16 protein-coding genes are annotated in these 24,197 nt (G+C 43.7%); all 16 read left to right on the plus strand.

The window, feature by feature from the left end:
• Positions 1 to 67: 67 nt before the first annotated feature.
• Positions 68 to 1,987 (plus strand): DUF3857 domain-containing transglutaminase family protein, encoded by a 1,920-nt coding sequence (locus HC175_RS14270; RefSeq protein WP_168139169.1) that lies wholly within the window; start codon positions 68 to 70, stop codon positions 1,985 to 1,987.
• A gap of 11 nt (positions 1,988 to 1,998) precedes the next feature.
• The gene (locus HC175_RS14275) at positions 1,999 to 3,987 is read left to right on the plus strand and encodes a DUF3857 domain-containing protein (protein WP_168139170.1); all 1,989 of its coding nucleotides are present in this window, start codon (positions 1,999 to 2,001) and stop codon (positions 3,985 to 3,987) included.
• Positions 3,987 to 4,313 (plus strand): nucleotide pyrophosphohydrolase, encoded by a 327-nt coding sequence (locus HC175_RS14280; RefSeq protein WP_168139171.1) that lies wholly within the window; start codon positions 3,987 to 3,989, stop codon positions 4,311 to 4,313. Before HC175_RS14275 ends, HC175_RS14280 begins: the two co-directional genes overlap by 1 nt.
• On the plus strand, positions 4,314 to 4,574 hold the full coding sequence (locus tag HC175_RS14285; RefSeq protein ID WP_168139172.1) for a hypothetical protein: 261 nt from the start codon (positions 4,314 to 4,316) through the stop codon (positions 4,572 to 4,574). It begins immediately after the preceding gene.
• A 1-nt stretch (position 4,575) separates the two neighbouring features.
• Positions 4,576 to 5,808 carry a 3-phosphoshikimate 1-carboxyvinyltransferase gene (aroA, locus tag HC175_RS14290; RefSeq protein ID WP_168139173.1) on the plus strand — a complete coding sequence of 411 codons (1,233 nt, stop codon included), beginning with the start codon at positions 4,576 to 4,578 and terminating at the stop codon, positions 5,806 to 5,808.
• Positions 5,809 to 5,938: 130 nt separating this feature from the next.
• On the plus strand, positions 5,939 to 6,988 hold the full coding sequence (queA, locus tag HC175_RS14295; RefSeq protein WP_168139196.1) for a tRNA preQ1(34) S-adenosylmethionine ribosyltransferase-isomerase QueA: 1,050 nt from the start codon (positions 5,939 to 5,941) through the stop codon (positions 6,986 to 6,988).
• Positions 6,989 to 7,199: 211 nt separating this feature from the next.
• A complete protein-coding gene (gene rlmN, locus HC175_RS14300) occupies positions 7,200 to 8,255 on the plus strand; it encodes a dual-specificity RNA methyltransferase RlmN (RefSeq protein ID WP_168139174.1) in 1,056 nt (351 codons plus the stop codon).
• Between the two features lie 65 nt (positions 8,256 to 8,320).
• Complete coding sequence (locus HC175_RS14305; protein ID WP_168139175.1) at positions 8,321 to 9,298, plus strand: polyprenyl synthetase family protein; 978 nt, start codon at positions 8,321 to 8,323, stop codon at positions 9,296 to 9,298.
• 178 nt (positions 9,299 to 9,476) lie between these two features.
• The gene (locus tag HC175_RS14310) at positions 9,477 to 12,221 is read left to right on the plus strand and encodes a helix-turn-helix and ligand-binding sensor domain-containing protein (RefSeq protein ID WP_168139176.1); all 2,745 of its coding nucleotides are present in this window, start codon (positions 9,477 to 9,479) and stop codon (positions 12,219 to 12,221) included.
• Between the two features lie 216 nt (positions 12,222 to 12,437).
• Positions 12,438 to 15,443 (plus strand): SusC/RagA family TonB-linked outer membrane protein, encoded by a 3,006-nt coding sequence (locus tag HC175_RS14315; protein WP_168139177.1) that lies wholly within the window; start codon positions 12,438 to 12,440, stop codon positions 15,441 to 15,443.
• A gap of 12 nt (positions 15,444 to 15,455) precedes the next feature.
• Positions 15,456 to 17,033, plus strand: a complete 1,578-nt coding sequence (locus HC175_RS14320) for a RagB/SusD family nutrient uptake outer membrane protein (RefSeq protein ID WP_168139178.1) — start codon at positions 15,456 to 15,458, stop codon at positions 17,031 to 17,033.
• A 3-nt stretch (positions 17,034 to 17,036) separates the two neighbouring features.
• Positions 17,037 to 18,749, plus strand: coding sequence for a LamG-like jellyroll fold domain-containing protein (locus HC175_RS14325; RefSeq protein WP_168139179.1), 1,713 nt, complete (start codon positions 17,037 to 17,039; stop codon positions 18,747 to 18,749).
• Positions 18,750 to 18,820: 71 nt separating this feature from the next.
• Positions 18,821 to 20,185, plus strand: coding sequence for a glucoamylase family protein (locus HC175_RS14330; RefSeq protein WP_168139180.1), 1,365 nt, complete (start codon positions 18,821 to 18,823; stop codon positions 20,183 to 20,185).
• 7 nt (positions 20,186 to 20,192) lie between these two features.
• Positions 20,193 to 21,578, plus strand: coding sequence for a glucoamylase family protein (locus HC175_RS14335; RefSeq protein ID WP_168139181.1), 1,386 nt, complete (start codon positions 20,193 to 20,195; stop codon positions 21,576 to 21,578).
• Positions 21,568 to 22,356 carry a carboxylesterase family protein gene (locus HC175_RS14340; RefSeq protein WP_168139182.1) on the plus strand — a complete coding sequence of 263 codons (789 nt, stop codon included), beginning with the start codon at positions 21,568 to 21,570 and terminating at the stop codon, positions 22,354 to 22,356. The genes HC175_RS14335 and HC175_RS14340 overlap by 11 nt, the downstream gene beginning before the upstream one ends.
• 12 nt (positions 22,357 to 22,368) lie before the next feature.
• Positions 22,369 to 24,174 carry a family 43 glycosylhydrolase gene (locus tag HC175_RS14345; RefSeq protein WP_168139183.1) on the plus strand — a complete coding sequence of 602 codons (1,806 nt, stop codon included), beginning with the start codon at positions 22,369 to 22,371 and terminating at the stop codon, positions 24,172 to 24,174.
• Positions 24,175 to 24,197 lie beyond the last annotated feature (23 nt).

Genomic DNA, 24,197 nt, shown 5'->3' on the forward strand with positions numbered 1-24,197 from the left:
CCTGAAATTTTTCTGTTAAAAAGAGTTAAATATTTTTATATTGCAGAAGTAACTCACCATTCTGTATATGTTTCGCATTTTTTCTCTTCTGTTAATGCTGTTCATTTCTGCAGCTGCAGTTTCCCAAAGCTCCCCATACGCCGTTAATCTTATTGACTCCAAACTAAAGGAGAATTCAAACGCAGTTGTGCGGGAAGAAATCCTTTCTATTGCTATTGAGGCAGTTGATAAAATGCGGATCAACACGCGAAAAGTAGTTACGATCCTAAATGAAAAAGGAGATCGTTATGCTTTTGCAGGAGATTTTTACAGCGACAATTCCAGGATAAAACATCAAAGCCTTTTCATCTATGATAAAAATGGGGCCGAGATCAAGAAGATCAAAGCTAAGCAGTTCAATGACCGCAGCGCCATCTCTTCCGGCACACTTTACAGCGATACCCGGGTAAGTTATGCTGAGTTCACACCTCGAGAATATCCATATACCGTGGTCTATGAGAGCGAGGTGGAAATGGGGAGCACCATTTTCCTTCCCGATTGGAGTCCTGTGAGAGGTTTTTATGTAAGCGTGGAGAAATCTACCTATAAGGTGATCAATACAGCGAATATCGAATATAGAATCCAGGAAAGGAATATGGAGGAGCTTGAGCTGGAGAAGGATCGATCCAGCAACGGACTTACCTACACTTTGCAGAGTTTTCCCGCTTACCGGTACGAAACTCTAAGTCCGCCACTTCAGGATTTTACTCCGCAACTGCTTGTAGCGCTTAACGAATTTTCTCTGGTGGGCGTAAAAGGCAGCGGCTCCAACTGGAATGACTTCGGAAAGTGGCAGTATGATAATCTCATTGCCGGTCGCAACCAGCTGCCAGCAGCGACCGTGAAAAAAATTACCGCATTGACCTCGGGTGCAAAGGATGATGTGGAAAAGGCCAGGATCATCTACGACTACGTGCAGCAGAATTCCCGGTACATTAGTGTGCAACTGGGAATTGGAGGTTGGGAGCCTATCCCCGCGGCCGAAGTGGATCAGGTAAAATATGGAGACTGTAAAGGCCTTACCAATTACACCAAGGCATTGCTCGATTCTCAGAATATTCCTTCCTACTACGCAGTGGTATATGCAGGTGAGGAAAAAAAAGATATTGATCCCAATTTTGTTTCCATGCAGGGAAATCATGTGATCCTGAATTTACCGCAAGAGGGTAAAGAGGATATTTGGCTGGAATGTACAAGCCAGACCTTGCCTTTCAATTACCTGGGAGATTTTACCGACGAACGCCATGTGCTTTTATTAAAGCCGGAAGGAGGCGAAATTGTAAAAACCAGAACTTATGCTCCTAGTGAGAACACTCAGGAGAGCAAGGTACTGGTAAGTTTAGCCGAAGATGGAAGTTTCTCTGGTTCTTTGGAAAGGCTGAGCAAGGGAATTCCCTATGGAAATATCTATGGAATTAGTACTGCAGCCGAAAAAGACCAGGTCCTATTCTATAAAAAGCAATGGGGACATCTTAAGGATCTCAACCTGGAGACACCGGTATATGTAAATGACAGGGAAAAACATGAGTTCCTTGAGCAACTTCAGTTCACTGGAACAAAATACATGTCTAAGGCCGGTAACAGGCTGCTGCTGCCACTTACTTTTTTAAGCCTTGACACTTATTCTGTGTCTGGGCGTGATGGAAGAAATCTACCCATCAAGATAGGCCGCGGCGGAACAGAAATAGACCATTTTGAGTTTGAATTGCCTCAGGGTTTTGATATCGAAGCAATGCCCGAACCAGTAAATATCGAAAGCGAGTTCGGGAGCTTTAGTATGGCACCTGTACTGATCGAAAAAGAAGGTAAAAAGTATATAAAAGTTGACCGCTCCTACACGCTCAACGAGGGAACCTGGCCCGCATCATCACTCCAGGAGTTTAGAGAATTTATGTATTCAATCCATGCTCTTGGCAATCAAAAAGCTGTACTTGTAAAGAGCGATTAAAACACCCCAACATGCAAAAGTTTTATTTTTTGGCGGCATTTATGCTGCTAGTCACTGGAGCAGGAGCACAAGACTACCGCTTTGGAAAAGTTTCTGTAGAGGAGCTGCAGGAAAAAAATCATCCTCAAGATGAAGAGGCAGATGCTGCCATACTTTATCGTAGTCAGAGTGTATACTATGAATACAGTGAACACAACGGCTTCACCCTTGTCACAGATGTTCACGAAAGAGTAAAGATCTACACCAAGGAAGGTTTTGATTGGGCGACCAAAGAGATCTCTTATTTTCAGAATTCCAACGACGAGGAAAAGGTCACCTCTATTAAAGGTTATACCTATAACCTAAAAGACGGGCGTATCAAAGATGAAAAACTGAAAGGAAATGGCATTTTTGAAGAGGAAGAAAGTGACTATCGTCTTACCACAAAACTCACCATGCCAGCAGTGCAGGAGGGAAGTGTAATAGAATACAAATATACACTGAGGTCACCTTTTGTAACCTCAATAGATGATACGCCACTGCAAAATTTGATCCCTATCAACAGGCTTGAAGTCAGGATCACCATCCCCGAATTTCTGGTCTATAGGAAGTATCTAAACACAAAATCACCTTTAAATCTGCCTATCTCTCAGGGAACAAAACCCTTTTTACACCTCACCCATTCCACCAACAGTAATGCCGACAGGCTGGAGTTTCTGCAGAATACCTATGAGATCAATGCCAGTGATGTGCCAGCTTTGAAGGATGAAGATTATGTGGACTATCTGCACAACTACGCGGCTTATATCAAATGGGAACTCATTTCCACCCGTTTCCCGAATTCCATGATCAAGAATTATTCTGTGAGCTGGGATGATGTGGCGAAGGGTATTTACGATGACGGAGGATTTCAAAAGGAAGTTAGCCGGGACGGTTTCTTTAAGAAAGACGTCGATAAAATCATTGAAGGAGTGAATTCCCCTTTAGAGAGAGCAGCTCTCATCTATAGTTATGTAAAAGAAAAAGTGAAGTGGAACGGTTACTATGGATTTACTGCTGAAAACGGAGGGAAATCTGCATTCCAAAGTGGTGAAGGAAATGTAGGAGATATTAATCTTCTACTTACAGCCATGCTGAAGTATGCAGGTCTTAACGCGAGTCCCGTGGTTGTAAGTACAAGGAATAATGGTATTCCTGTCTATCCAACAAGGAACGGCTTCAACTATGTTGTTTCGGCAATTGAGATGCCAAACAACAACAACATCCTGCTTGATGCTACAGATCCTCATGCTGCTATAGGTGAACTGCCATCCAGAGCCAGGAACTGGCAGGGCAGGATCATAAGAGAAAATGAAACTTCGGAATGGATCAATCTTAATCCGCAGGTCCTGTCGCAGGAAACTTCTATTTTGAGTTATGAAGTTGGGGAAGACATGGTACTACGAGGAAAATCTATTAGCGTTGAAAATGGCCTCTTCGCCAAAGCCTACAGGGAGAAATTTGGCGGACTTAATGACCAGAGCTTGCTTGAGAATCTGGAGAAAGGAAAAGGGAACATCAAGGTTTCGGAGATCAACCAGGAGAATCTTAAAAAGGTGGGAGAAGATGTAAAAGAGACTTACGACTTTGAACTTCAGCAGGGTATGGACGTCATTAACGGAAAGATCTATCTGAAGCCGTTCATTTTTAATGGTCTTGCTGAAAATCCCTTTAAAGCAGATGAACGAAATTTTCCGATCTTCTTTGATTTTCCGATGTTAAGGACTGCCACTGTAAATGTGCTTATTCCTGAAGGCTATGAGGTTGAATCAATGCCCGAAAGTCTTATCACGACCATCAATGGAGGAGAAGGAGAATTCAAATTCTTGGCAAATCAAAATGGCAGGTTCCTGAGACTTCAGGCGGAATTTGGATTAAAAAACATCATTTTCCTTCCATCGCAATATCAGGCATTAAAAGAATTTTATGCTCAGATGGTGGAGAAACAATCAGAAGCTATAGTTTTGAAAAAAACTATTTAATGAACATTGAAAATGCACAGGAGGCTGTAGATGCCTGGATCAGGGAACACGGGGTAAGATATTTTAATGAACTTACCAACATGGCGCAGCTCACAGAAGAAGTTGGAGAAGTAGCCAGGATCATAGCCCGCCGTTACGGGGAGCAAAGTGAAAAGGAGAGCGATAAATCCAAGGACCTGGGAGAAGAGCTTGCAGATGTTGTTTTCGTAGTACTTTGCCTTGCAAACCAAACGGGGATCGATTTGCAGCAGGCCTTCAACAAAAAACTGGAGTTAAAAAGCCAGAGAGATAAAAACAGGCATAAGAATAACGAAAAGCTACGATAGATGCGTATTCTTGAAGATATTAAGAACCCAGATTACTGGGTGAAAGTACTGCAACTAGGCAGCATATTTTTTGTGATCTTTGTAGGATTATCATTGCTGCTATCGCATTTTAGGCAGATCATTGCCGGGAATTTTGCAGCTATATATGAAGATGAGTGGGCCAACGGGCAATGGGTAGAGTATTTCCTTATCAAAGCGGCCATTAGCCTGGTGTATGCCATCTATATGACCAGCCGCCGAAGAAATTTTAAGAAATACTAATATGAAAGTGCAGGTTGTAACCAATACCCGGGACATCTCGGGCAGGATTGCCGTAACTGGTTCCAAAAGTGAATCCAATCGGCTGCTTATTTTACAGGCGCAATTTCCGAATCTTCGCATTGAGAATCTCTCTAACAGTGATGATACACAGGTGCTTCAAACAGCTCTCGCTGGGCCAAAGACCATAGTTGACATTCATCATGCAGGCACCGCAATGCGTTTTCTAACGGCCTATCTTTCTGCTAAAGAAGGTGTCGAAGTGATCCTGACAGGAAGTGAGCGCATGCAGGAACGGCCTATTGGCGTTCTGGTAGATGCACTTCGCGAGCTTGGCGCCGAAATATCCTATGAAAAGCAGGAGGGTTTCCCGCCATTAAGAATAAAGGGAAAAAATTTTGAAAAAGATAGGGTCGAGGTGCAGGCAAATATCAGTAGCCAGTATATTTCGGCTTTAATGCTCATGGCGCTATCGCTGCCACGGGGTCTTAAAATTGATCTTGAGGGCAAGGTGACCTCTGTACCCTATATTGAGATGACCCTGCAGTTGTTGAGACAATGCGGAATAACCGGAACTTTCGAAAATAACAGCATCAGCATAAATTCTGCCGCTCATATAGATGACAAATCCCTGACCGTGGAATCTGACTGGAGTTCTGCGTCCTATTTTTACAGCATTGCGGCACTTTCCAACACTTCGGAAATTACGCTTAGCTCCTATCGTGAAGACAGTTTACAGGGTGACCGCAGCGTCGCTGAGATCTACCAGAAATTAGGCGTGAAAACCACCTTTTTGGAAGGTGAGATAAATCTTCAGAAAGTGGAGATGGAGCCTTTAAAAGTTCTGGAACTCGATCTTGCAAACAGTCCCGATCTTGCCCAGACGGTAGCTGTAACTTGTTTTGGGTTGGGAGTGGAGCTAAAGATGACTGGCCTGCATACGCTGCGAATTAAGGAGACCGATCGACTTCAGGCGCTTAAAAATGAGCTGGAGAAGCTGGGAGGAAAAGTGGAGATCACGCAAGACAGCCTCCATCTCTTTGCTTCCGAAGTAATAAATTCCGGGGTTGCGATAGATACCTATAATGATCACCGCATGGCCCTTGCTTTTGCACCTTTGGCGTTAAAAGTGCCCATTTACATTAATGATGCCGGTGTGGTGAGCAAATCTTTTCCGGAGTTTTGGAAAGATCTGCAGAAGCTGGGCTTTTCAGTAGCAGATTCGGCAACCGACTAAAAATTTTTCAAAAGATCCCGGTGTGTGGTCGCATGGATTAACAGATTTCTTAAATAAACCTCTATTTACTTGACAACGCCTATCTCGAGGTTGTATATTTGCAGCTTCTAAAAATGTATCTTATATGGGAATGAAATTATCGCACTTCAATTTTGATCTTCCGCCAGAATTATTGGCCGAGTATCCTTCAGAAAACAGGGATGAAGCTCGTCTAATGGTTTTGAACAGAAAGGATCAAACAATTGAGCACAAGCAATTCAAAGATCTTATAGATTATTTTGAGCCAAATGACGTGATGGTGTTGAACAATACCAAGGTTTTTCCTGCGCGTTTATTCGGAAACAAAGAAAAGACCGGTGCTCGTATTGAGGTGTTCCTGTTGAGGGAATTAAATGCTGAAACCCGTTTGTGGGATGTACTGGTTGATCCTGCCAGAAAGATTAGAATTGGGAACAAGCTGTACTTTGGTGAAGATGAAAGTCTGGTTGCTGAAGTTATTGACAACACCACTTCTCGCGGAAGAACCCTTAGGTTCCTTTACGACGGTTCTTATGAAGAATTTCGTGATAAACTTACAGAACTGGGGGAGACCCCATTGCCGAAATATATAAAAAGAGAGGTTCAGCCTGAAGATAAAGAACGCTACCAGACGATCTATGCAAAATCTGAAGGTGCAGTTGCAGCTCCAACCGCCGGACTTCACTTTTCAAAACACCTGTTGAAGCGTCTTGAGATCAAAGGTATCGATTTTGCTGAAGTTACGCTTCACGTAGGTCTAGGTACTTTTAGTCCTGTGGAAGTGGAAGATCTTTCCAAGCACAAAATGGACAGCGAGGAGGCCTTGATCGAAAGACCGGCTGTAGAGACCATTAATAAGGCGATTACCGAAAAGCGCAAAGTGTGTGCTGTAGGGACAACAGTGATGCGATCATTAGAAAGTTCTGTTTCCTCAAACAGGAAGTTGAATGAATTTAAAGGCTGGACCAATAAGTTTATTTTTCCTCCATACGACTTCAGTATCGCAAATTGTATGATCACCAACTTCCATACGCCAAAATCAACCTTGTTGATGATGGTATCGGCTTTCGCCGGACATGATTTCATGAAGAAGGCTTATGCAGAGGCAGTAAAAGAAAAATACCGTTTCTATACTTACGGTGACGCGATGCTTATTTTATAAGTCAACAGCTTTCAGTAGGGACTATATAATTGAATCAAACCTCACAGTTTTTTAAAAACTGTGAGGTTTTTTTGTCCACTTTAAACTTTCTCGTCAACATCTGTAATATCAAAATTTGAACCCGGACTTAAAACCGGCTAACTTATTGATCTTCAAAAATGACATTTTAGAGAAGTATTATAAATCACATTAAGTTTAGTATTTTTGCAAAGTGAAAAATGGAAAGAAAGATATACGGGCGTTAACCAAAGAGCAACTTCAGCAATTCTTTGTTTCTCAAGGGGATAAGTCCTTTAGGGGAACTCAGGTTTATGAATGGTTGTGGGGCAAAGGTGCGCATGCTTTTGAGGATATGACGAATATCTCTAAAAGTACCCGTCAAATGCTGAGCGACAATTTTGTGATCAACCACATTAGGGTAGACCAGATGCAACGGAGTAGTGATGGCACCATTAAAAATGCCGTAAAGCTTCACGATGATCTCACTGTGGAATCTGTTTTAATTCCCACGCCCTCGCGAACAACGGCTTGTGTTTCATCACAGGTGGGCTGTAGCCTGGATTGTAAGTTCTGCGCTACAGCGAAGTTAAAGCGAATGCGAAACCTCAATCCCGATGAAATTTACGATCAGGTAGTTGCAATTGATAATGAAAGTCGGCTATACTTTGATAAGCCGCTTTCCAATATAGTTTTCATGGGGATGGGGGAGCCTCTTATGAATTATAATAATGTCTTGAAGGCAATTGAAAAGATCACTTCTCCTGAAGGACTGGGAATGTCCCCAAAAAGGATCACGGTATCCACTTCGGGGGTGCCAAAAATGATAAAAAGAATGGCCGATGAAGAGGTGAAATTCAAGCTTGCTGTTTCCCTGCATTCGGCAATTGATGAGGTTCGAACATCCATTATGCCTTTCAATGCCACTTTTCCCTTAAATGATCTGCGGGAAGCTTTGGAGTACTGGTATGAAAAGACCAGGAGCCGAATCACTTATGAATACGTAGTCTGGAAAGGGATCAATGACTCCAGGCGCGATGTAGAGGCTCTTGTAAGATTCTGCAAATACGTGCCCTGCAAAGTGAATCTTATTGAATATAACCCTATAGGTGACGATCATTTTATGCAGGCACCCGAAGAAACCACCAACATGTATGTGCGGGAACTGGAGCGAAACCACATCACCTGTACTGTACGTAGATCTCGTGGTAAGGACATTGATGCGGCCTGTGGACAACTGGCAAACAAGACTAAAGAAGTTGCGGTGTAAGGTGCCAAAAAGGGCAAATTTCGAGAGCGTTAAAAATTAATCTTTTAACTATCTTAGCAGCCCTTATGAAGGTTATTTCCAAAATAAAACTACCGGTAGAAAAGGAGATGGAACTTTTTGAAAAAAAGTTCTCTCAATCAATGTCTTCCAAGGTTGCTCTTCTTAACAGGATCACTCATTTTATCGTCAACAGAAAAGGGAAGCAAATGCGACCCATGTTTGTGTTCCTGGTAGCCAAGATGGTATCTGACGGGAAAGTGAACGAGCGTACCTACCGTGGGGCCTCTGTTATAGAACTTATTCATACTGCTACCCTTGTGCATGACGACGTGGTCGATGATTCTAACCGGCGACGTGGTTTCTTTTCGATCAATGCGCTTTGGAAAAATAAGATCGCCGTTCTTGTGGGAGATTACCTGCTCTCCAAAGGCCTTTTACTTTCCATAGATAATAACGATTTTGACCTGCTCAAGATCATCTCTGTCGCCGTGAGAGAGATGAGTGAAGGAGAGCTTCTGCAAATCGAAAAAGCCAGGCGCCTTGATATTACTGAAGAGATCTATTATGAGATCATTCGGCAAAAGACGGCAACTCTTATTGCTGCCTGTTGTAGTCTTGGTGCAGCCTCTGTCCAGCCCGATTCTCCCGAAGTGGAAAAAATGAGGCATTTTGGAGAGCTAATTGGCATGGCTTTCCAGATCAAGGATGATCTCTTTGACTACGGAAATGAACGTATTGGAAAACCAACCGGAATCGATATAAAGGAGCAGAAGATGACCTTGCCGTTGATCCACGTTCTCAACAAGGTGAATGATAAGGAAAAAGCCTGGGTGATCAATTCTGTAAAGAATCATAATAAGGACAGTAAAAGAGTTCGGGAGGTGATCGACCTGGTAAAGGAGCGTGGGGGGCTTGAATATGCAGTGGCTAAAATGAAATCCTTCCAACAAGAAGCGCTTGCTCTACTAGATGAATATCCCGATTCCCCGTTTAAAGATTCTCTTATCCTAATGGTCAATTACGTGATAGAACGAAAAAAGTAGTTGTTCTAATTTTCCTTTCCTCTTCCTTTTTCTTTTAAGACCAGTCTTGCCATTTCTGAATCCAAGGAAGGGGAGCTATTCTTTGTGCGTATCTCCGACAGTTGGCGATTTGCGGTAAAAATCTGTACTTTTACTGCCCTAACAACTTGCTCAACACTTGCTCAAATACCCTTTTTTCATGAAAAAACATGTGCGCAACCTGCTGTTAATCATGGTTTTCTCATTTGGTGCTACTACAGCACAGGAATTATCACCACCTATACAAAACTATTCCTCCCAGGAATACCAGGCCGCAAGCCAGAATTGGGACATTGCCCTGGATGAAACGGGAGTGATCTATGCTGCCAACACGCAGGGCTTACTCACCTATGATGGTCAGAGATGGGAATTATTTCCGCAGGAGAGTGGATCCATTATTAGATCGGTCTATCCGCATAAGGAGCGTATTTATACTGGCTCGTATAGAGAATTTGGTTACTGGGAAAAGGACAGTCGAGGAGACATGTGTTACACCTCTCTTATTCCATTACTTGGTGATTATAAGTTGCAGAGCGAAGAGTTCTGGGAGATCATCGCTCATAAAGGAGCCGTATATTTTCGGTCTTTTGGTGGGGTTTACAGGTATAAGGAGGAGAAGATCGTGCCTTTGAAAAATGCGAACATCAACCAGATGGAGATCTTCAATGACAGGCTGGTAGTCGCATTAGGGGAGAATGGACTCTTCTACCTTTCTGAGGCAGGTGATCTGGAAGCTCTTCCAGATCAGGAACTACTCAAAGGAAAAATTATACGAGACCTAGCGTTGCATAACAAGGAGCTGTTAATTGGTGTCAAAGACGGCCTGTTACATTTTGATGGAGCCGGGGTAAAGGAAATGAACCATAGGGCGCTTAAGGCGGAACTTCAGGAGTACGAGCTCAATCATGTGCTTTCCATCGCTCCCGGAGAAATTATTATTGGCACTGTAAAGAACGGGATTATACATTTCAAGGAGCGAACAGGAGAAGTAGCTTCCTATAATCGAAGGGACGGGTTACAGAATAATACGGTCTTAGCCATGGCACATAGCAACGGCAAGATTTGGCTGGGACTTGATAACGGGATTGATGCTGTTGATATTCATTCTCCCGTCAGGTTTTTTACAGATGAAAGTGGAGAATTGGGATCTGTTTATGATTTGGTTTTTCATCAGGAAGATCTTTACCTGGCCAGCAATACCGGAGTCTTCAAGCTGGTTGGCGATAAATTGGAGATCCTCGAAGGGGCCGAAGGTCATTCCTGGAACCTGCAGGAATATGATGGCGAATTGTACAGTAATCACAATAACGGGACCTATAAGATCCAGAAAAGCGGCTTTTTACCGGTTGATGAACGTACCGGAAGTTTTGAAATGCTAAAGTATGATCAAACACGCTTCCTTATTGGAAATTACACGGGCATCGATTTTTACAATAAGAATACAGGAGAAGTAAAGCGCCTGAACGGGATCAATTTTCCGGTGAAGCAAATGTTGCTGGAAAACAATACGACCTTATGGGCTTCAGATGCTTATGAGGGAATTTACAGGATTGGGTTGAGCAGGCAGGCAGACAGCACCACCTTTGTACAGAAAATATCCTCTTCAGAAAAGAAAGGGGATTATAAGGCAGAGCTATTTAAGGTCAATAATCAGATTGCGGTATTGAGTAACGGCCGCTGGTTCAGGTATAATCCTTTTACCGAAAAACTTGAACCGCTGGAAGAGTGGGAGGCTTTTGAAAAGAACCGCCTGCTTCGGCAGGAAAAGGGAAAGTACTGGTTTATCAATCCTGAAGAAAATTTATTGAAGATCACCGACTTCAAAAATGAGGAAATCCGAATTTCTTCCGGAATGCTGAATAATCGAACTGTTAAGAACAATGAACGTCTCATCAAAGCAAATGATTCGATCTACTACATCACCCTACATGACGGTTTCGCGAGGCTCAACCTGCAGGAACTGAAAGCTTTTAGAGAGCGGGAATATTTAAGTACTCCCGTTGTGCAGCGGCTGCGGGATGAAAAGGGTTTTCATGATCTCGAGAAGGTACCTCACATATCAAGTAAGAATGCCAGGGAAGTAACCGTTCTTGCAGGTCTGCCTGTTTCACATGCGGTAGGCATGAATTATGAACTTGCCGGAAATAATGGAACGCCAATAAAAGGTAAGGTACAGGATGGAAGGATACAATTTCAGAATTTGCCTTATGATGAGTACAGCCTAAAACTTACCGCAGTTGGTTCTCAAAATAATGCTTCTGTCTTCAGCGTTTTCAGGTTTGTGGTTGATCCCCCGTGGTATCTAAAGAGCTCAATGAAATTTCTGTACCTGCTGGTGATTTTGCTTGTGGTCGTGTTGATCTATTACGTGAACAAGATGAAGTTGCAGCGGCACAGGCAGATGTTAAAGCTGAAGTATCAAAAGGAACATGAGGAGCGAATGATGAAGCTTGAGAAGGAGCAACTTATCAACGAAATCAATTTGAAGCGGAAGGAACTTGCTAATTCTACCATGATGGCAGCTAAAAAGAATGAGGTGCTTATGCAGATCCAGGGGGAATTGAACAGGGATAAAACCAAGTTTTCCAATGAATACAGAATGAAGCACATCATGAATAAGATCAATAACGCTGTCAAAAATGATGATGAATGGAAAGTATTCGAGACCAATTTTAATGAGGTACATGAAGATTTTTTCAAAGATTTACTGCAGAGATACCCAAAGTTGAGTAATCGGGATTTGAAATTGTGTGCCTATTTAAAAATGAACCTATCTTCTAAAGAGATCGCGCCTTTAATGGGAATTAGTGTAAGAGGTGTTGAGGTGCACAGATACAGGTTGCGCAAAAAGATCGATGTAGACAATTCCGAGAACCTGACGAATTGGCTAATCACCAATTTTTAGATTATTGATCCTGCTACAGGGCGATAAGAACACTACATCATCACTACGTCATAAGAAAATTTAACAGGGGTAAAATTACTTCATTCCTACTGTAAGACATTTAAAAAGAGTAAATTACAAAAGAAATTCGGGTGATGTAGCAAATGTGTACTACAACGTTTTCGTCATCTCACGATCTGATGTACTTTGTTCTAAATTTTGTAAACGGTTTACCTTATGAAAATTAAATTACTACTAACATTTCTGGCGCTCCTGTTTTATGGAATAGGGCATGCCCAGCAATCAAAAACAATTTCGGGTACTGTTGTAGGACCTGAAAATATTCCTTTGCCGGGTGCAGAGGTTAAAGTGATCGGGAAGAACATTTTTGATGTTACCGATTTCGATGGAAAATTCACTCTGGAAGGAGTGGTGCAGGGTGATACCTTCAGGATCACTTACCTTGGCTTTCAGCCCCAGGAATTACCTGTGGTAGAAGCAAACGAATATCAGGTTACGTTGCAGGAAGATGCAGCGGCGCTTGATGAAGTTGTGGTGGTGGGGTATGGTACACAGCGAAAGGCCGATCTTACCGGATCTATAGTTACCATACAATCTGAAGAAATTGAAAAAACTCCGACCTCAAATGTCATGCAGTCCTTACAGGGGAAAGTTGCCGGGGTTCAGATCACATCTATAGGATCTCCCGGAGATTCACCAAATGTGAGAGTGAGGGGACTTGGAACTTATACGAGTGGTACCAACGTACTTTATGTTGTAGATGGCGCCTTATATAATAATATAGACTTTCTAAGTACCAAGGATATTAAATCCATTAACGTTCTAAAGGATGCTTCTTCTTCAGCGATCTACGGAGTACGGGCAGCAAACGGGGTGATCATTATTGAAACCAAATCTGGACGTAACAATCAGAAGCCTCAGTTTGAATATGACGGCTATACCGGGGTACAAAGGGCTCAGGATATTGTGAAAATGGCCAATGCCGAGCAATTCACTACCATGATCTATGAATCTGGATCACAGGCAGACATACAGTTTGTGCTGAATGCCATGCAGAGATATGGCCGCAGCCGGGTCAATCCTAACGTTCCTGATGCCAATACCGACTGGTATGACGAGATCATCAGAGATGGGATCATTCAAAGTCATAGTATAGGGGTTTCTGGTGGAGGCGAGAATGTCACCTATTCTGTAGGAACCAACTATTTCGCCCAGGAAGGAATTCTTGACATGAAGAATGAGTACGAGCGGTTTAACATCCGGTCTAAAATGAACGTAGATATATCTGACCGATTTAAAACCGGTGTCAACCTGGTATTTAGTAATGCAACCAAGTTTGCTCCAGATAATGCAGCGTGGTTCAATGCTTATTTTGCTGTGCCAATTATGCCTGTTCTAGATCCGCAGAATACAGGAGCAAGCCCAATACAATATTCCAACGCAAGGGCTCTGGGATACAGGAATCCGCAGAATCCATTTCCAATCATGGACTTCAATGAAGACAGGATCAAGATAAGGAAGCTGTTAGCTACTTTGGATTTTGAATATGAGCTTATCGAAGATAAATTAGACTTTAAGACTACATACAGTCACAACCTTACGGCTTTAGAAGAGCGTTTTGTGAACCTGCCATACAACCTTGGATTTACAACCGAGGTGCAGTCTTCCATTCGAAGAGCGAATAACACTTTTTCCAATCAATACTGGGATAATGTTTTGACCTATGAAGACCAGATTGGAGATCACAGATTTACTGCAATGGCCGGTACTTCCTTTAGAGACGAGGCATCAAATACCTTTTCGGCTACAGGAAGGAACATTGCAGGAATAAGATTTGAATCGAGCTGGTATCTGGATTTTGCCGATCCCGATTCTTTCAGCGAGAACGTTGATGAAATTGGAAGAAGATTTTACGGGATGTCCTATTTTGGGCGAGTATCCTATAATTACCTGGATCGATACCTGCTTTATGGAACTTTCAGGGCCGACGGTTCTTCAAAATTTACCTTAGATCCCTGGGGTTACTTCCCATCTGTCGGTTTAGGCTGGGTGCTTTCAGAAGAAACCTTTATGGATAATGTAGGAGTGATCGATTTTCTGAAGTTCAGAGCTGCATGGGGAAAACTTGGGAATGACAATGTTGACGCCAGTGCAGGTTCCAATACCATTACTGTTATTACAGTTCCCTTTGGAGAACAACCCCGCACAGGGATCACTTCAACAAGCGTTTTCTCCAATAATACCTGGGAGGTCATTGAGGAACTCAACTTCGGGGTGGACCTGGAATTACTTGATAACAGGCTTTCTGTTACGGGAGATTACTACATAAGAGATACAGAAAATGCCATTTTGCCGGTATACATTCCTATAGTAGACAGGTCTGTGGACCGTAATTCAGGGATGATAAGGAACAAAGGTTTGGAGTTAAGTGCCAACTACAGCGGTAACATTGGTAGCGACTTCCAGTTTTCTGTAGGTGCTAATTTCACGACTCTGGAAAATGAGGCTATAGAGATAGAAGATTCCCGTGGCTACCTCGATGCTGGTTCGGCTGAATTCAGGCAAAGAACAATTGAGGGCGGACCACTTTTCGCATTTTATGGATATGAAAGACTGGGAGTATATCAAAACCAGGCTCAGATCGATGCAGATCCAGTTGCAGTAGCCAATAACCTGGTGCCGGGAGATCTCATCTATCGGGATCAGAACAATGACGGGTTAATAACAGATGAAGACCGTGTGATCCTGGGTTCATTCTTACCTAAAGTTACTTATGGTGGAAATATCGCCATGAATTACAAAGCCTTTGATTTCTCCATGAATTTCTATGGACAAACAGGAAACAAGGTGCTGAACAGGAGAAGAGGAGAGATCATTTTCACCAATGATACAAATATGGATGCCGACCTTGCCATTAACAGGTGGCACGGGGAAGGAACAAGTAATACCTACCCTTCTTCTGCAGGGATGAGGAAAGCCTGGAACCAAAAGTTGAGTAATTTCTGGGTAGAGGACGGAGATTTCTTCAGGATCCAGAACATTCAATTAGGATATACAGTAGACGAGGAGGATTTCCCTCTTGCAAGAATCTATTTGACAGCAGAGCGACCTTTCTCTTTCTTCGATTATAACGGGTTTACCCCCGAAGTTCCAGACGGTGTTGACAGGCAGACTTATCCGGTGCCTTCAATTTATACCGTTGGCCTTAACGTGAAATTTTAATCTACAGACGACATGAAAACTTCAAAAAATATATTATTCGGTCTCTCTGCACTAGCTCTTGTCCTGGTATTCAATGCCTGTTCCGAAAAGTTGGATACTCAGGAGGGACAGCTTAATACAGGAGATATAGACTATACCGATGCCAGTCAAATGATCGATCCTTTAATTGGGGCCTACTACGAAATAGCAAGCCTGGGTTGGGAAGAGCCTCTGTTACTGGGAGTACGTGGAGATGACGTAAACTCAGGTGGTCTGGGAGATCAGCCACTCTATGCGGAAACAGATCTTTTTAATTATAACAAGGATTTCTGGATGTACAATCAGGTCTGGAATTCTCATTATAATGACATTATTAACATGAATACTGCTATTGAGCAGATTGAGAACTTTCTGGAATTTGCAAGTGACTCAGATCTTGCTCGTGGGGAACAGTATATTGCCGAAATTAAGGTAATGCGGGCATGGTTACATCTTAACCTTGCCAGAACCTGGGAAGAGGTATTTATAATTACCTCAAGTCAGCCAGAAAGTGAGCTTGAACAGGGAGTTGCATCAAAAGAGGAGATAATGCAGTTCATTTCAAATCAAATGGACGAGGCAATTCCGGCACTTCCAGATCTTAGACCCAATCAGCGGACAGACCTTCCGGGAGGGGTGACGAGATATACGGCTTATGCGATCAAAGCTATGGCACAACAGGAACTTCAGAATTATCAGGGCGTTGCAGATGCTGCCGGTGCGATCATTAGCTCCGGAAAATTTTCTCTGTATCCCGACTTTTATCAGTTGTTCAAGAAACCAGGAGAATTGAGTAATGAAAGCCTTTTCGAGTTGCAGTATTCAGATTTCGGCGCACAATCTGGGGGAGAATTTTACCACTTATATGATCCATTCGGACCTCAGAACTGGGAACCGGCCAGAGAGAATGCTTCTGCAGGCTGGGGGTTCTATGAACCGAGTATGAAGTTCATCGGTTTTATGCTGGACCGAAACGAAACAGTGCGCCTGGAGACCAGCGTATTATTTACGCCTGATGGTATTAACGAGATACGAGCAGAAGGTTATACTATTCCAGATTTTGTGAGCAATGTCACTCCTTCTGGCGATGTGATCAATAACTACGTAAGAGCCGATTTTGCCAGTGGGAAACATTATTTACCCTCTATACAATTAACAGATGGGCGAAATAATTATGGTGGAGGAAAGAATTTCATTGTCATAAGATATGCAGAGATCCTACTTATGTATGCTGAAGCGCTTACTCATGGCGCTACTGGTACGGCAATGAGTGCAGATGAAGCTGTGAACCTGGTTAGAGAAAGAGCAGATATGCCTCCTTTAACCGGTGTGACTACAGAAGATGTGCTGGAAGAAAAATTCGCCGAACTAGCCATGGAGTGGGGAATCAGGTATTACGACATGATTCGCCTGGATAAGTACAATGAACTTAGCTATGACGGCCGCACATTTTCTGCCACAGATGAGTACCTGCCTTACCCACAGGCACAGGTTGATGCGTTACCGCTGGAAGCAACTGCGGTAGACAGGAATACCCCAATGAATGCTGTTTTATCAACATTAAACAGGTAAAAGATGAAAAATTACAACAGAATATTTTTAGGAATTCTCGCGGTGCTGTTCATAATGACAGGTTGTGAGCGGGAAGGAATTGACCCAATCACCAAAGTCGATCCGGGAGCAGATCAGGGTGCTCCCGAAGTGAATATCAAATATCCGCAGCAAGGGACTGTGATCAATGAGGCAGTAGAGCTTTCTACCATCACAATAGATCTTGAAGTGGAAGATGATATTGAACTTCAGGAGATCGTAGTTATGGTAAATGGAGAAGAGGTAGCGACCTTTACAGAATTTACCGATTATAGAATTGCCCTTAAAAAGGTCATTTTTGAAGGTCTTCCAATTGGAGAACATACTGTTACAGTAAGAGCGACAGATATGGACGGGAATGAAACCGTGCAAACTGTAAACTTCACCAAAGAACCTCCGTACTCCCCGAAATTCGAGAACGAGATCTTCTACATGCCTTTTAACAAGGATTTCATGGAGCTTGTTGGACTGCAAACTCCTGCCCAAATAGGAAGCCCTGGGTTTTCTGATGATGCTCAGGAAGGTACAGGAGCCTATAAAGGAGCGGCAGATTCTTATCTCAGCATTCCAATGGCCGATCTTGGAAATGAATTCACCGTGGCGTTCTGGTATAAATTAGATCCCAGCGTTGGCAGAGCAGGTATTATAACTGCAACAGATGATTCAGATCTTAATCAGGGATTCCGTTTGTTCAGAGAAGCATCTGGACCTGATGCTCAGGTCCTTAAACTGAATCTAGGGACAGGTGAGGACTCTGCCTGGAATGACGGCGGAAAAATTTCCAGTGTGGAACCCGAATGGACGCACATTACCCTCACTGTATCACCATCTGGGACTGCCATTTATTTCAATGGTGTCCTGGAGCGGGCAACAGTATTAAATAATGTTCCTGTTGACTGGACCGGGGTTGAAAACCTGGTAATTGGTTCGGGCCTTAACTTTAATGGATGGGGGCATCATTCAGATCCTAGTTTGATCGATGAACTGCGCATATTTGATGCCGCATTAACTGCAGAGGAGGTAAGCCTCATGGTCAATCCGCCTTCAGAAGATCTTTCACTTTACCTGCCGTTTGAGGGAGACTATACAGAACAAATTTCAGGACGTAACATCACTGTGGTGGGATCACCAGGATTTGCTGGAGAAGCCAAGGCAGGAACTGATGCTTATGCCGGTGCCGACGGGGCTTATTTGACATTCCCGTCCAGCGGTCTTCTCGGTGACGAGTTCACTACTACATTCTGGTATAAAGTAAATTCTACTCCAGACAGGGCAGGAATAATTTCCATTAGTGCCGTAAATGAGGCAGGCCCTAACATGAATAATTTGACCAAAGGCTTCCAGTTGTTCAGAGAGGGAAGTGCAGACAGCCAGCGTATCAAAGCGAGCGTAGGTACGGGAGCCGGAAACAGCTGGAATGATGGCGGACTCATTGACGTAACCGCGGGGGAATGGGTGCATATTGCATTTGTTATTACTGAAAACAAGAGCAGGATCTATCTCAATGGAGAACTGGCCACAGAAGCCAATGTAGCCGGCGGAGTAGACTGGACAGGAGCCGACCTGGTTTCAGTAATGTCTGGTGCACCACGTTTTGTGGAATGGAATCACCTTTCTGACCGAAGCTATGTCGACGATCTCCGTTTCTACAGAGTTGCTTTGACCGAAGAGGAAATAGAAGCCAATATGGCTAAATAGAACCTGAAATAACAGTCCTCAAAAATGACATTTTTGGGGACTCTTTTTTTACCGATTAATGCTGAAAGACTATGAGGCTAATAAAATATTTTTCTCTTCTTAACCTAATGATCCTTTTTTTGGCGTGCTCAGATGATGACGGGCCAGGATATCAGGAACCTTACATTCCCGATCCGGGAAATGGAGGAGAGCCGACACCAGAATTGACAGATGATGAATTGCTGGACCTTGTTCAGGAACAGACTTTTAGATATTTCTGGGACTTCGCAGAACCTACCTCGGGCATGGCAAGAGAAAGATCCCAGGATGATGCTTATAACGGGCTAAGCCCCAGGTTGGTAACTACCGGAGGTTCAGGATTTGGGATTGCTGCTTTTCCCGCAGCTGTAGAGCGAGGTTGGATCACCCGGGCGCAGGCAATTGACCGGCTTGAAAAGATTCTGGATTTCCTGGAAGAAGTTCCCACTTATCACGGCGCTTTTTCACACTGGTATAACGGTGCAACGGCGCAAACCATTTCCTTTAGTGCTATGGATGATGGTGGAGACCTGGTAGAAACAGCGCTACTTATGCAGGGGCTCTTGATCAACCGGCAATATTTTTCTGGTTCAAATGCAGAAGAAAACAATATACGAGATCGCATCACAGCTCTCTGGGAAGCTGTCGAGTGGTCCTGGTATACCAATGGAAAAGATGTGCTGTACTGGCATTGGTCTCCAAACTTTCAGTTTCAAATGAATTTGCCCATAAAAGGCTGGAATGAAGCCTTGATCGTATATGTGCTGGGAGCCGCATCTCCTACCTTTCCTATTGAAAAGGCAGTTTATGACAACGGCTGGGCATCTGGGGGTAATATCAAGACCAACAGAAGTCATTACAACATTCAGCTACCATTGGGGCCTGCCTATGGCGGACCTCTATTTTTTGCACATTATTCATTCCTGGGGCTCAACCCTACTGGGCTTCAGGATCAATATGCTAATTACTGGGAGCAAAATAAGGCTCACGCCTTGATCCACTATAACTATGCGCTTGCAAATCCAAAGAGCTTCGAGGGCTATGGTCCCAATTCTTGGGGACTAACGGCCAGCGACAGTTATGATGGTTATGCGGCCCATAGTCCCACAAATGATCTGGGTGTTATTTCTCCAACGGCGGCTCTTTCTTCTTTTCCTTACACTCCCGTGGAGTCCATGCAGGCCCTGCGATATTTTTACGAAGAAATGGGAGATGAATTATGGGGGCCTTACGGTTTCTACGATGCTTTTTCTGAAGAGAGGAACTGGGTGGCAAATGGCTACCTGGCAATTGATCAGGGCCCTATAATCGTTATGATAGAAAATCACAGAACAGGCCTGCTGTGGGATCTGTTCATGAGTGACGAGGAGATCCTTACAGGACTGGACAAACTAAACTTTACGTATAGCTCAAATTAATTTCCTGATGCTAAAAATCAAATTTTCAACATCATATATTCTGATCCTTTCGCTCGTTATTTTCAGCAGCTGTAAAAATGCTGAGGACTCTGCGGAAACTGCTCTGGCAACTGCTCCTGTAGACCAGGGTCTAAGTGATGAGGAGCTGCTGGACATCGTTCAGCGGCAAACGCTTAAATATTTCTGGGATTATGCCGAACCCAATTCAGGTTTAGGCCGGGAACGTTTTCACCCAGATGGTCATTACCCTAGAAACGATGCTCACGTGGTGACCACTGGGGGATCTGGTTTTGGGCTCATGGCCCTGGTGGTAGGGATGGAAAGAAATTTTATTGCCCGCGACTCTGTGGTGAACAGGCTGGATAAGATCGCAAATTTCCTGGCAGGTACTCCCCGTTTTCACGGTGCCTGGCCTCATTGGATCAATGGCGAGACCGGCGAAACCCAGGCCTTTGGAGCTAAAGATAACGGCGGTGACCTTGTGGAAACATCTTTCTTAGCACAGGGTTTTCTGGTGGTGAGAGAATATCTTAAAAATGGGAACGCGAAAGAAAAAGCTGTAGCTGCAAAATTTGATAAGCTGTGGCAGGAAATAGAATGGAACTGGTACACCAATAACAAGAACGGGCTGTACTGGCATTGGTCTCCTACTTACCAATGGGAAATGGATTTTCTCATTGAAGGCTATAATGAATGTCTCATCACCTACTTTTTAGCTGCCGCATCTCGAGATCATGCTATTTCTCCTGAAGTCTATCACGAGGGATGGGCCAGAAGCGGAGGCATCACGACAAAAGTGGAGGCCTATGATCTTCCATTGATCCTGAAGCACAACACCGGCGGCAATAAAGGCGGACCTCTCTTCTGGGCGCATTATTCCTATCTTGGCTTAGATCCCCGGGGTCTGGAAGATCAATATACCAATTACTGGGATCTGAATAAGAACCACTCCAGGATCAATTATCTGTACTGTCAGGAAAATCCTAAGGATTTTGATACCTACAGCGAAGCATCCTGGGGTCTTACCGCGAGCTACACCCGTAAGGAAGACGGGAGTACAGGATATGCAGCACATTCCCCAGATGATGACAGGGGCGTAGTGTCACCCACTGCCGCAGTTAGTTCCCTGCCATATACTCCTGAAGAATCCATGCGGGCTATCCGCTATTTTTATGAAGATCAGCACGATCTTTTATGGGGACCGGCAGGATTTTATGATGCCTACAGTTTAGAAGGTGAACCCTGGGTAGCAAAACAGTATCTGGCAATAGATCAGGGCCCGCAGGTGGTGATGATCGAGAATTACCGAAGCGGACTTATCTGGGATCTTTTTATGAAAGCTCCCGAAGTCAGGCAGGCAATTAAAAAACTTGGATTTACTTATGAAAAATAAATTCCTGCTCATTCTGGCATTTTTGACACTTCAGTCTGCTGCTGAAGCCCAGAACCTGGAGCTGTATCAATATGAACAGTTTGTATCTGAAGGCGATACGCTCGGCTATCGTATTCTTTATCCTGAAGCATTCTCGGCTTCAAAACAATATCCTTTGGTCTTTGTGCTTCATGGGGCAGGAGAAAGAGGTAATGACAATAAAGCTCAGTTAACTCATGGGGGAAAACTTTTCCTGCAGCAAAATGTGCGGGAGGAATTTCCAGCTATAGTTGTTTTTCCGCAGGTGAAAAAGGATGATTACTGGGCACAGGTAGAGGTAGAAAGAGACAGTTTTCCGCTGCAATTCAATTTTAGAAATACAGATGCGCCCACAAAAGCCATGAAACTTCTAATGGCCCTGGCAGATGAACTGGCGGCTAAGCCATATACAAACGCCAATAAGATCTATGTGGGTGGCCTTTCTATGGGCGGCATGGGAACTTTCGAGATCCTTTCCAGAAAACCCCAATTCTTTGCAGCAGCTTTTGCTATTTGCGGCGGAGCAGATCCTGCAATTGCTGAAGCCTACAGAAAAGGATTGAATATCTGGATCTTCCACGGGGAAAAGGATGACGTCGTACCACCCGAACTTTCTAAAACTATGGCAAGAGAGATCAACTCCTATGGCGGCAATGCCAAATTATCACTTTATCCAAATGACAACCACAACAGCTGGGATTCTGCCTTTGCTGAGCCGTACCTCCTGCCCTGGTTGTTTTCAATAACCAAAAATGAATAGTCAGTAGATCCAATGAAAGCTTTTAAGATCAGAATCTCAATAATAGCACTCTTTCTTGGTATTCTTGCAAATGCCCAGGAGGTAGTGCCAGAAACCTATATAAATCCACTGGACATAGATTACACCTATATGGTCTATAACTCGAGCAACAACATTTCCTACCGCTCGGGCGCAGATCCTGCGGTGATAGAGTTCCGCGGCGAATATTACATGTTCGTTACCCGTTCCTTTGGATACTGGCATTCCCGGGATCTTGTGAACTGGGAGTTCATCAAGCCCAAGCAATGGTATTTTGAGGGCTCTAATGCCCCAACTGCTTTTAATTATAAGGATTCGCTGGTGTACTTTGCGGGAGATCCTGCGGGCTATGGCAGCATACTTTATACAGATGATCCAAAAAGCGGAGAATGGACTCCCACTGCTTCCATTTCTACCAATATCCAGGATTCCGAATTATTTATTGATGATGATGGAAAAACCTATCTCTACTGGGGCTCCTCAAATGTGTATCCTCTTCGTGTAAAGATGCTTGATAAAGATGATCGTTTTCTTGAAACAGGGGTAGAAAAGGAACTTATCAACCTGGTGGAGGAAGAGCATGGTTGGGAGCGTTTTGGAGAAAATAATTTCCACCCCACCTTAAAGGAAGGATATATGGAAGGGGCATCCATGACTAAACATAATGGGAAATACTACCTGCAATATGCAGCACCGGGCACTCAATTCAATGTGTATGCAGATGCAGCCTATGTCGGGGAAACTCCACTGGGGCCTTTCAAGTACATGAAGAACAATCCCTATAGTTTTAAGCCCGGAGGCTTTACCAACGGTGCAGGACATGGCATTACCGTAAAGCAGACCAATGGCCAGTACTGGCATTTTGCCACCATGGCCCTGGCTTCGAATTCCCACTGGGAACGGCGCCTCGCTATGTTCCCTACTTATTTCGATGAGGACGGACTCATGTATACAAATACCAGTTATGGGGATTATCCGCTTTTTGGACCTGACCATCCAACCAGGGCAGGCCAGCATAGCGGCTGGATGTTGCTGTCTTACAAGGGAAAGGCAAGCGTTTCTTCTTCGAAAATGCAGGTAAGAAAAAGTACTGCTACAGATGGGGACTATGACATTACCGAGATGCCGGTAGAAACAGGGAAAGAAGGGGAGATCATTTCTAAAGTACTAACAGATGAAAGTCCTAAATCCTTCTGGGTTGCCCAAGCCAATGATGACCAACAATGGGTGGAGATCGAAATGCTTGCCCCTGGAGACATCTATGCCTTGCAGCTGAATTTCCATGATCAGGATGCCGGTATCTATACCCGAACTGAAGGTTTGCGCCATCGTTTTAGCATTGAAGTTTCAGAAGATGGTATAAACTGGCAAAAGGTGGTTGACAGGAGCAATAGCTTTGAGGATGCTCCAAATGCTTACCTCAGGCTCCAGGAACCTGTAAGAGGAAAATTTGTTCGCTATAATAATGTGCAGGTTCCCGGGAATAATCTCGCTTTATCAGAGATCAGAGTGTTTGGGAAAGGCCTGGGAAAATTGCCTGGTCGCGTCAAAGGATTTACAGTGTCAAGGGAGAACGACAGGAGGGATGCTTCATTTAAATGGGAGCCGGTAAAAGGAGCTCAGGGGTATAATATTAGATGGGGAATAGCGCCAGATAAGTTATACCAGTCGTGGTTAGTCTATGATGTCAACGAGCACTTTATGCGTAACCTTGATCGTGACACCAGGTATTATTTCACTATTGAAGCATTTAATGAAAATGGGATCTCAGAAAGAACTAAGATCCTGGAAGTAAAATAGAACAAAGAAATTATCAATTTTTA

The organism is Salinimicrobium oceani (assembly GCF_012037645.1).

What these genes read in the sequence shown, in the direction of transcription:
- HC175_RS14270 (WP_168139169.1), top strand. Translation starts at nt 68, where the DNA reads ATGTTTCGCATTTTTTCTCTTCTGTTAATGCTGTTCATTTCTGCAGCT.
- HC175_RS14275 (WP_168139170.1), top strand. Translation starts at nt 1,999, where the DNA reads ATGCAAAAGTTTTATTTTTTGGCGGCATTTATGCTGCTAGTCACTGGA.
- HC175_RS14280 (WP_168139171.1), top strand. Translation starts at nt 3,987, where the DNA reads ATGAACATTGAAAATGCACAGGAGGCTGTAGATGCCTGGATCAGGGAA.
- HC175_RS14285 (WP_168139172.1), top strand. Translation starts at nt 4,314, where the DNA reads ATGCGTATTCTTGAAGATATTAAGAACCCAGATTACTGGGTGAAAGTA.
- aroA (WP_168139173.1), top strand. Translation starts at nt 4,576, where the DNA reads ATGAAAGTGCAGGTTGTAACCAATACCCGGGACATCTCGGGCAGGATT.
- queA (WP_168139196.1), top strand. Translation starts at nt 5,939, where the DNA reads ATGAAATTATCGCACTTCAATTTTGATCTTCCGCCAGAATTATTGGCC.
- HC175_RS14305 (WP_168139175.1), top strand. Translation starts at nt 8,321, where the DNA reads ATGAAGGTTATTTCCAAAATAAAACTACCGGTAGAAAAGGAGATGGAA.
- HC175_RS14310 (WP_168139176.1), top strand. Translation starts at nt 9,477, where the DNA reads ATGAAAAAACATGTGCGCAACCTGCTGTTAATCATGGTTTTCTCATTT.
- HC175_RS14315 (WP_168139177.1), top strand. Translation starts at nt 12,438, where the DNA reads ATGAAAATTAAATTACTACTAACATTTCTGGCGCTCCTGTTTTATGGA.
- HC175_RS14320 (WP_168139178.1), top strand. Translation starts at nt 15,456, where the DNA reads ATGAAAACTTCAAAAAATATATTATTCGGTCTCTCTGCACTAGCTCTT.
- HC175_RS14325 (WP_168139179.1), top strand. Translation starts at nt 17,037, where the DNA reads ATGAAAAATTACAACAGAATATTTTTAGGAATTCTCGCGGTGCTGTTC.
- HC175_RS14330 (WP_168139180.1), top strand. Translation starts at nt 18,821, where the DNA reads ATGAGGCTAATAAAATATTTTTCTCTTCTTAACCTAATGATCCTTTTT.
- HC175_RS14335 (WP_168139181.1), top strand. Translation starts at nt 20,193, where the DNA reads ATGCTAAAAATCAAATTTTCAACATCATATATTCTGATCCTTTCGCTC.
- HC175_RS14340 (WP_168139182.1), top strand. Translation starts at nt 21,568, where the DNA reads ATGAAAAATAAATTCCTGCTCATTCTGGCATTTTTGACACTTCAGTCT.
- HC175_RS14345 (WP_168139183.1), top strand. Translation starts at nt 22,369, where the DNA reads ATGAAAGCTTTTAAGATCAGAATCTCAATAATAGCACTCTTTCTTGGT.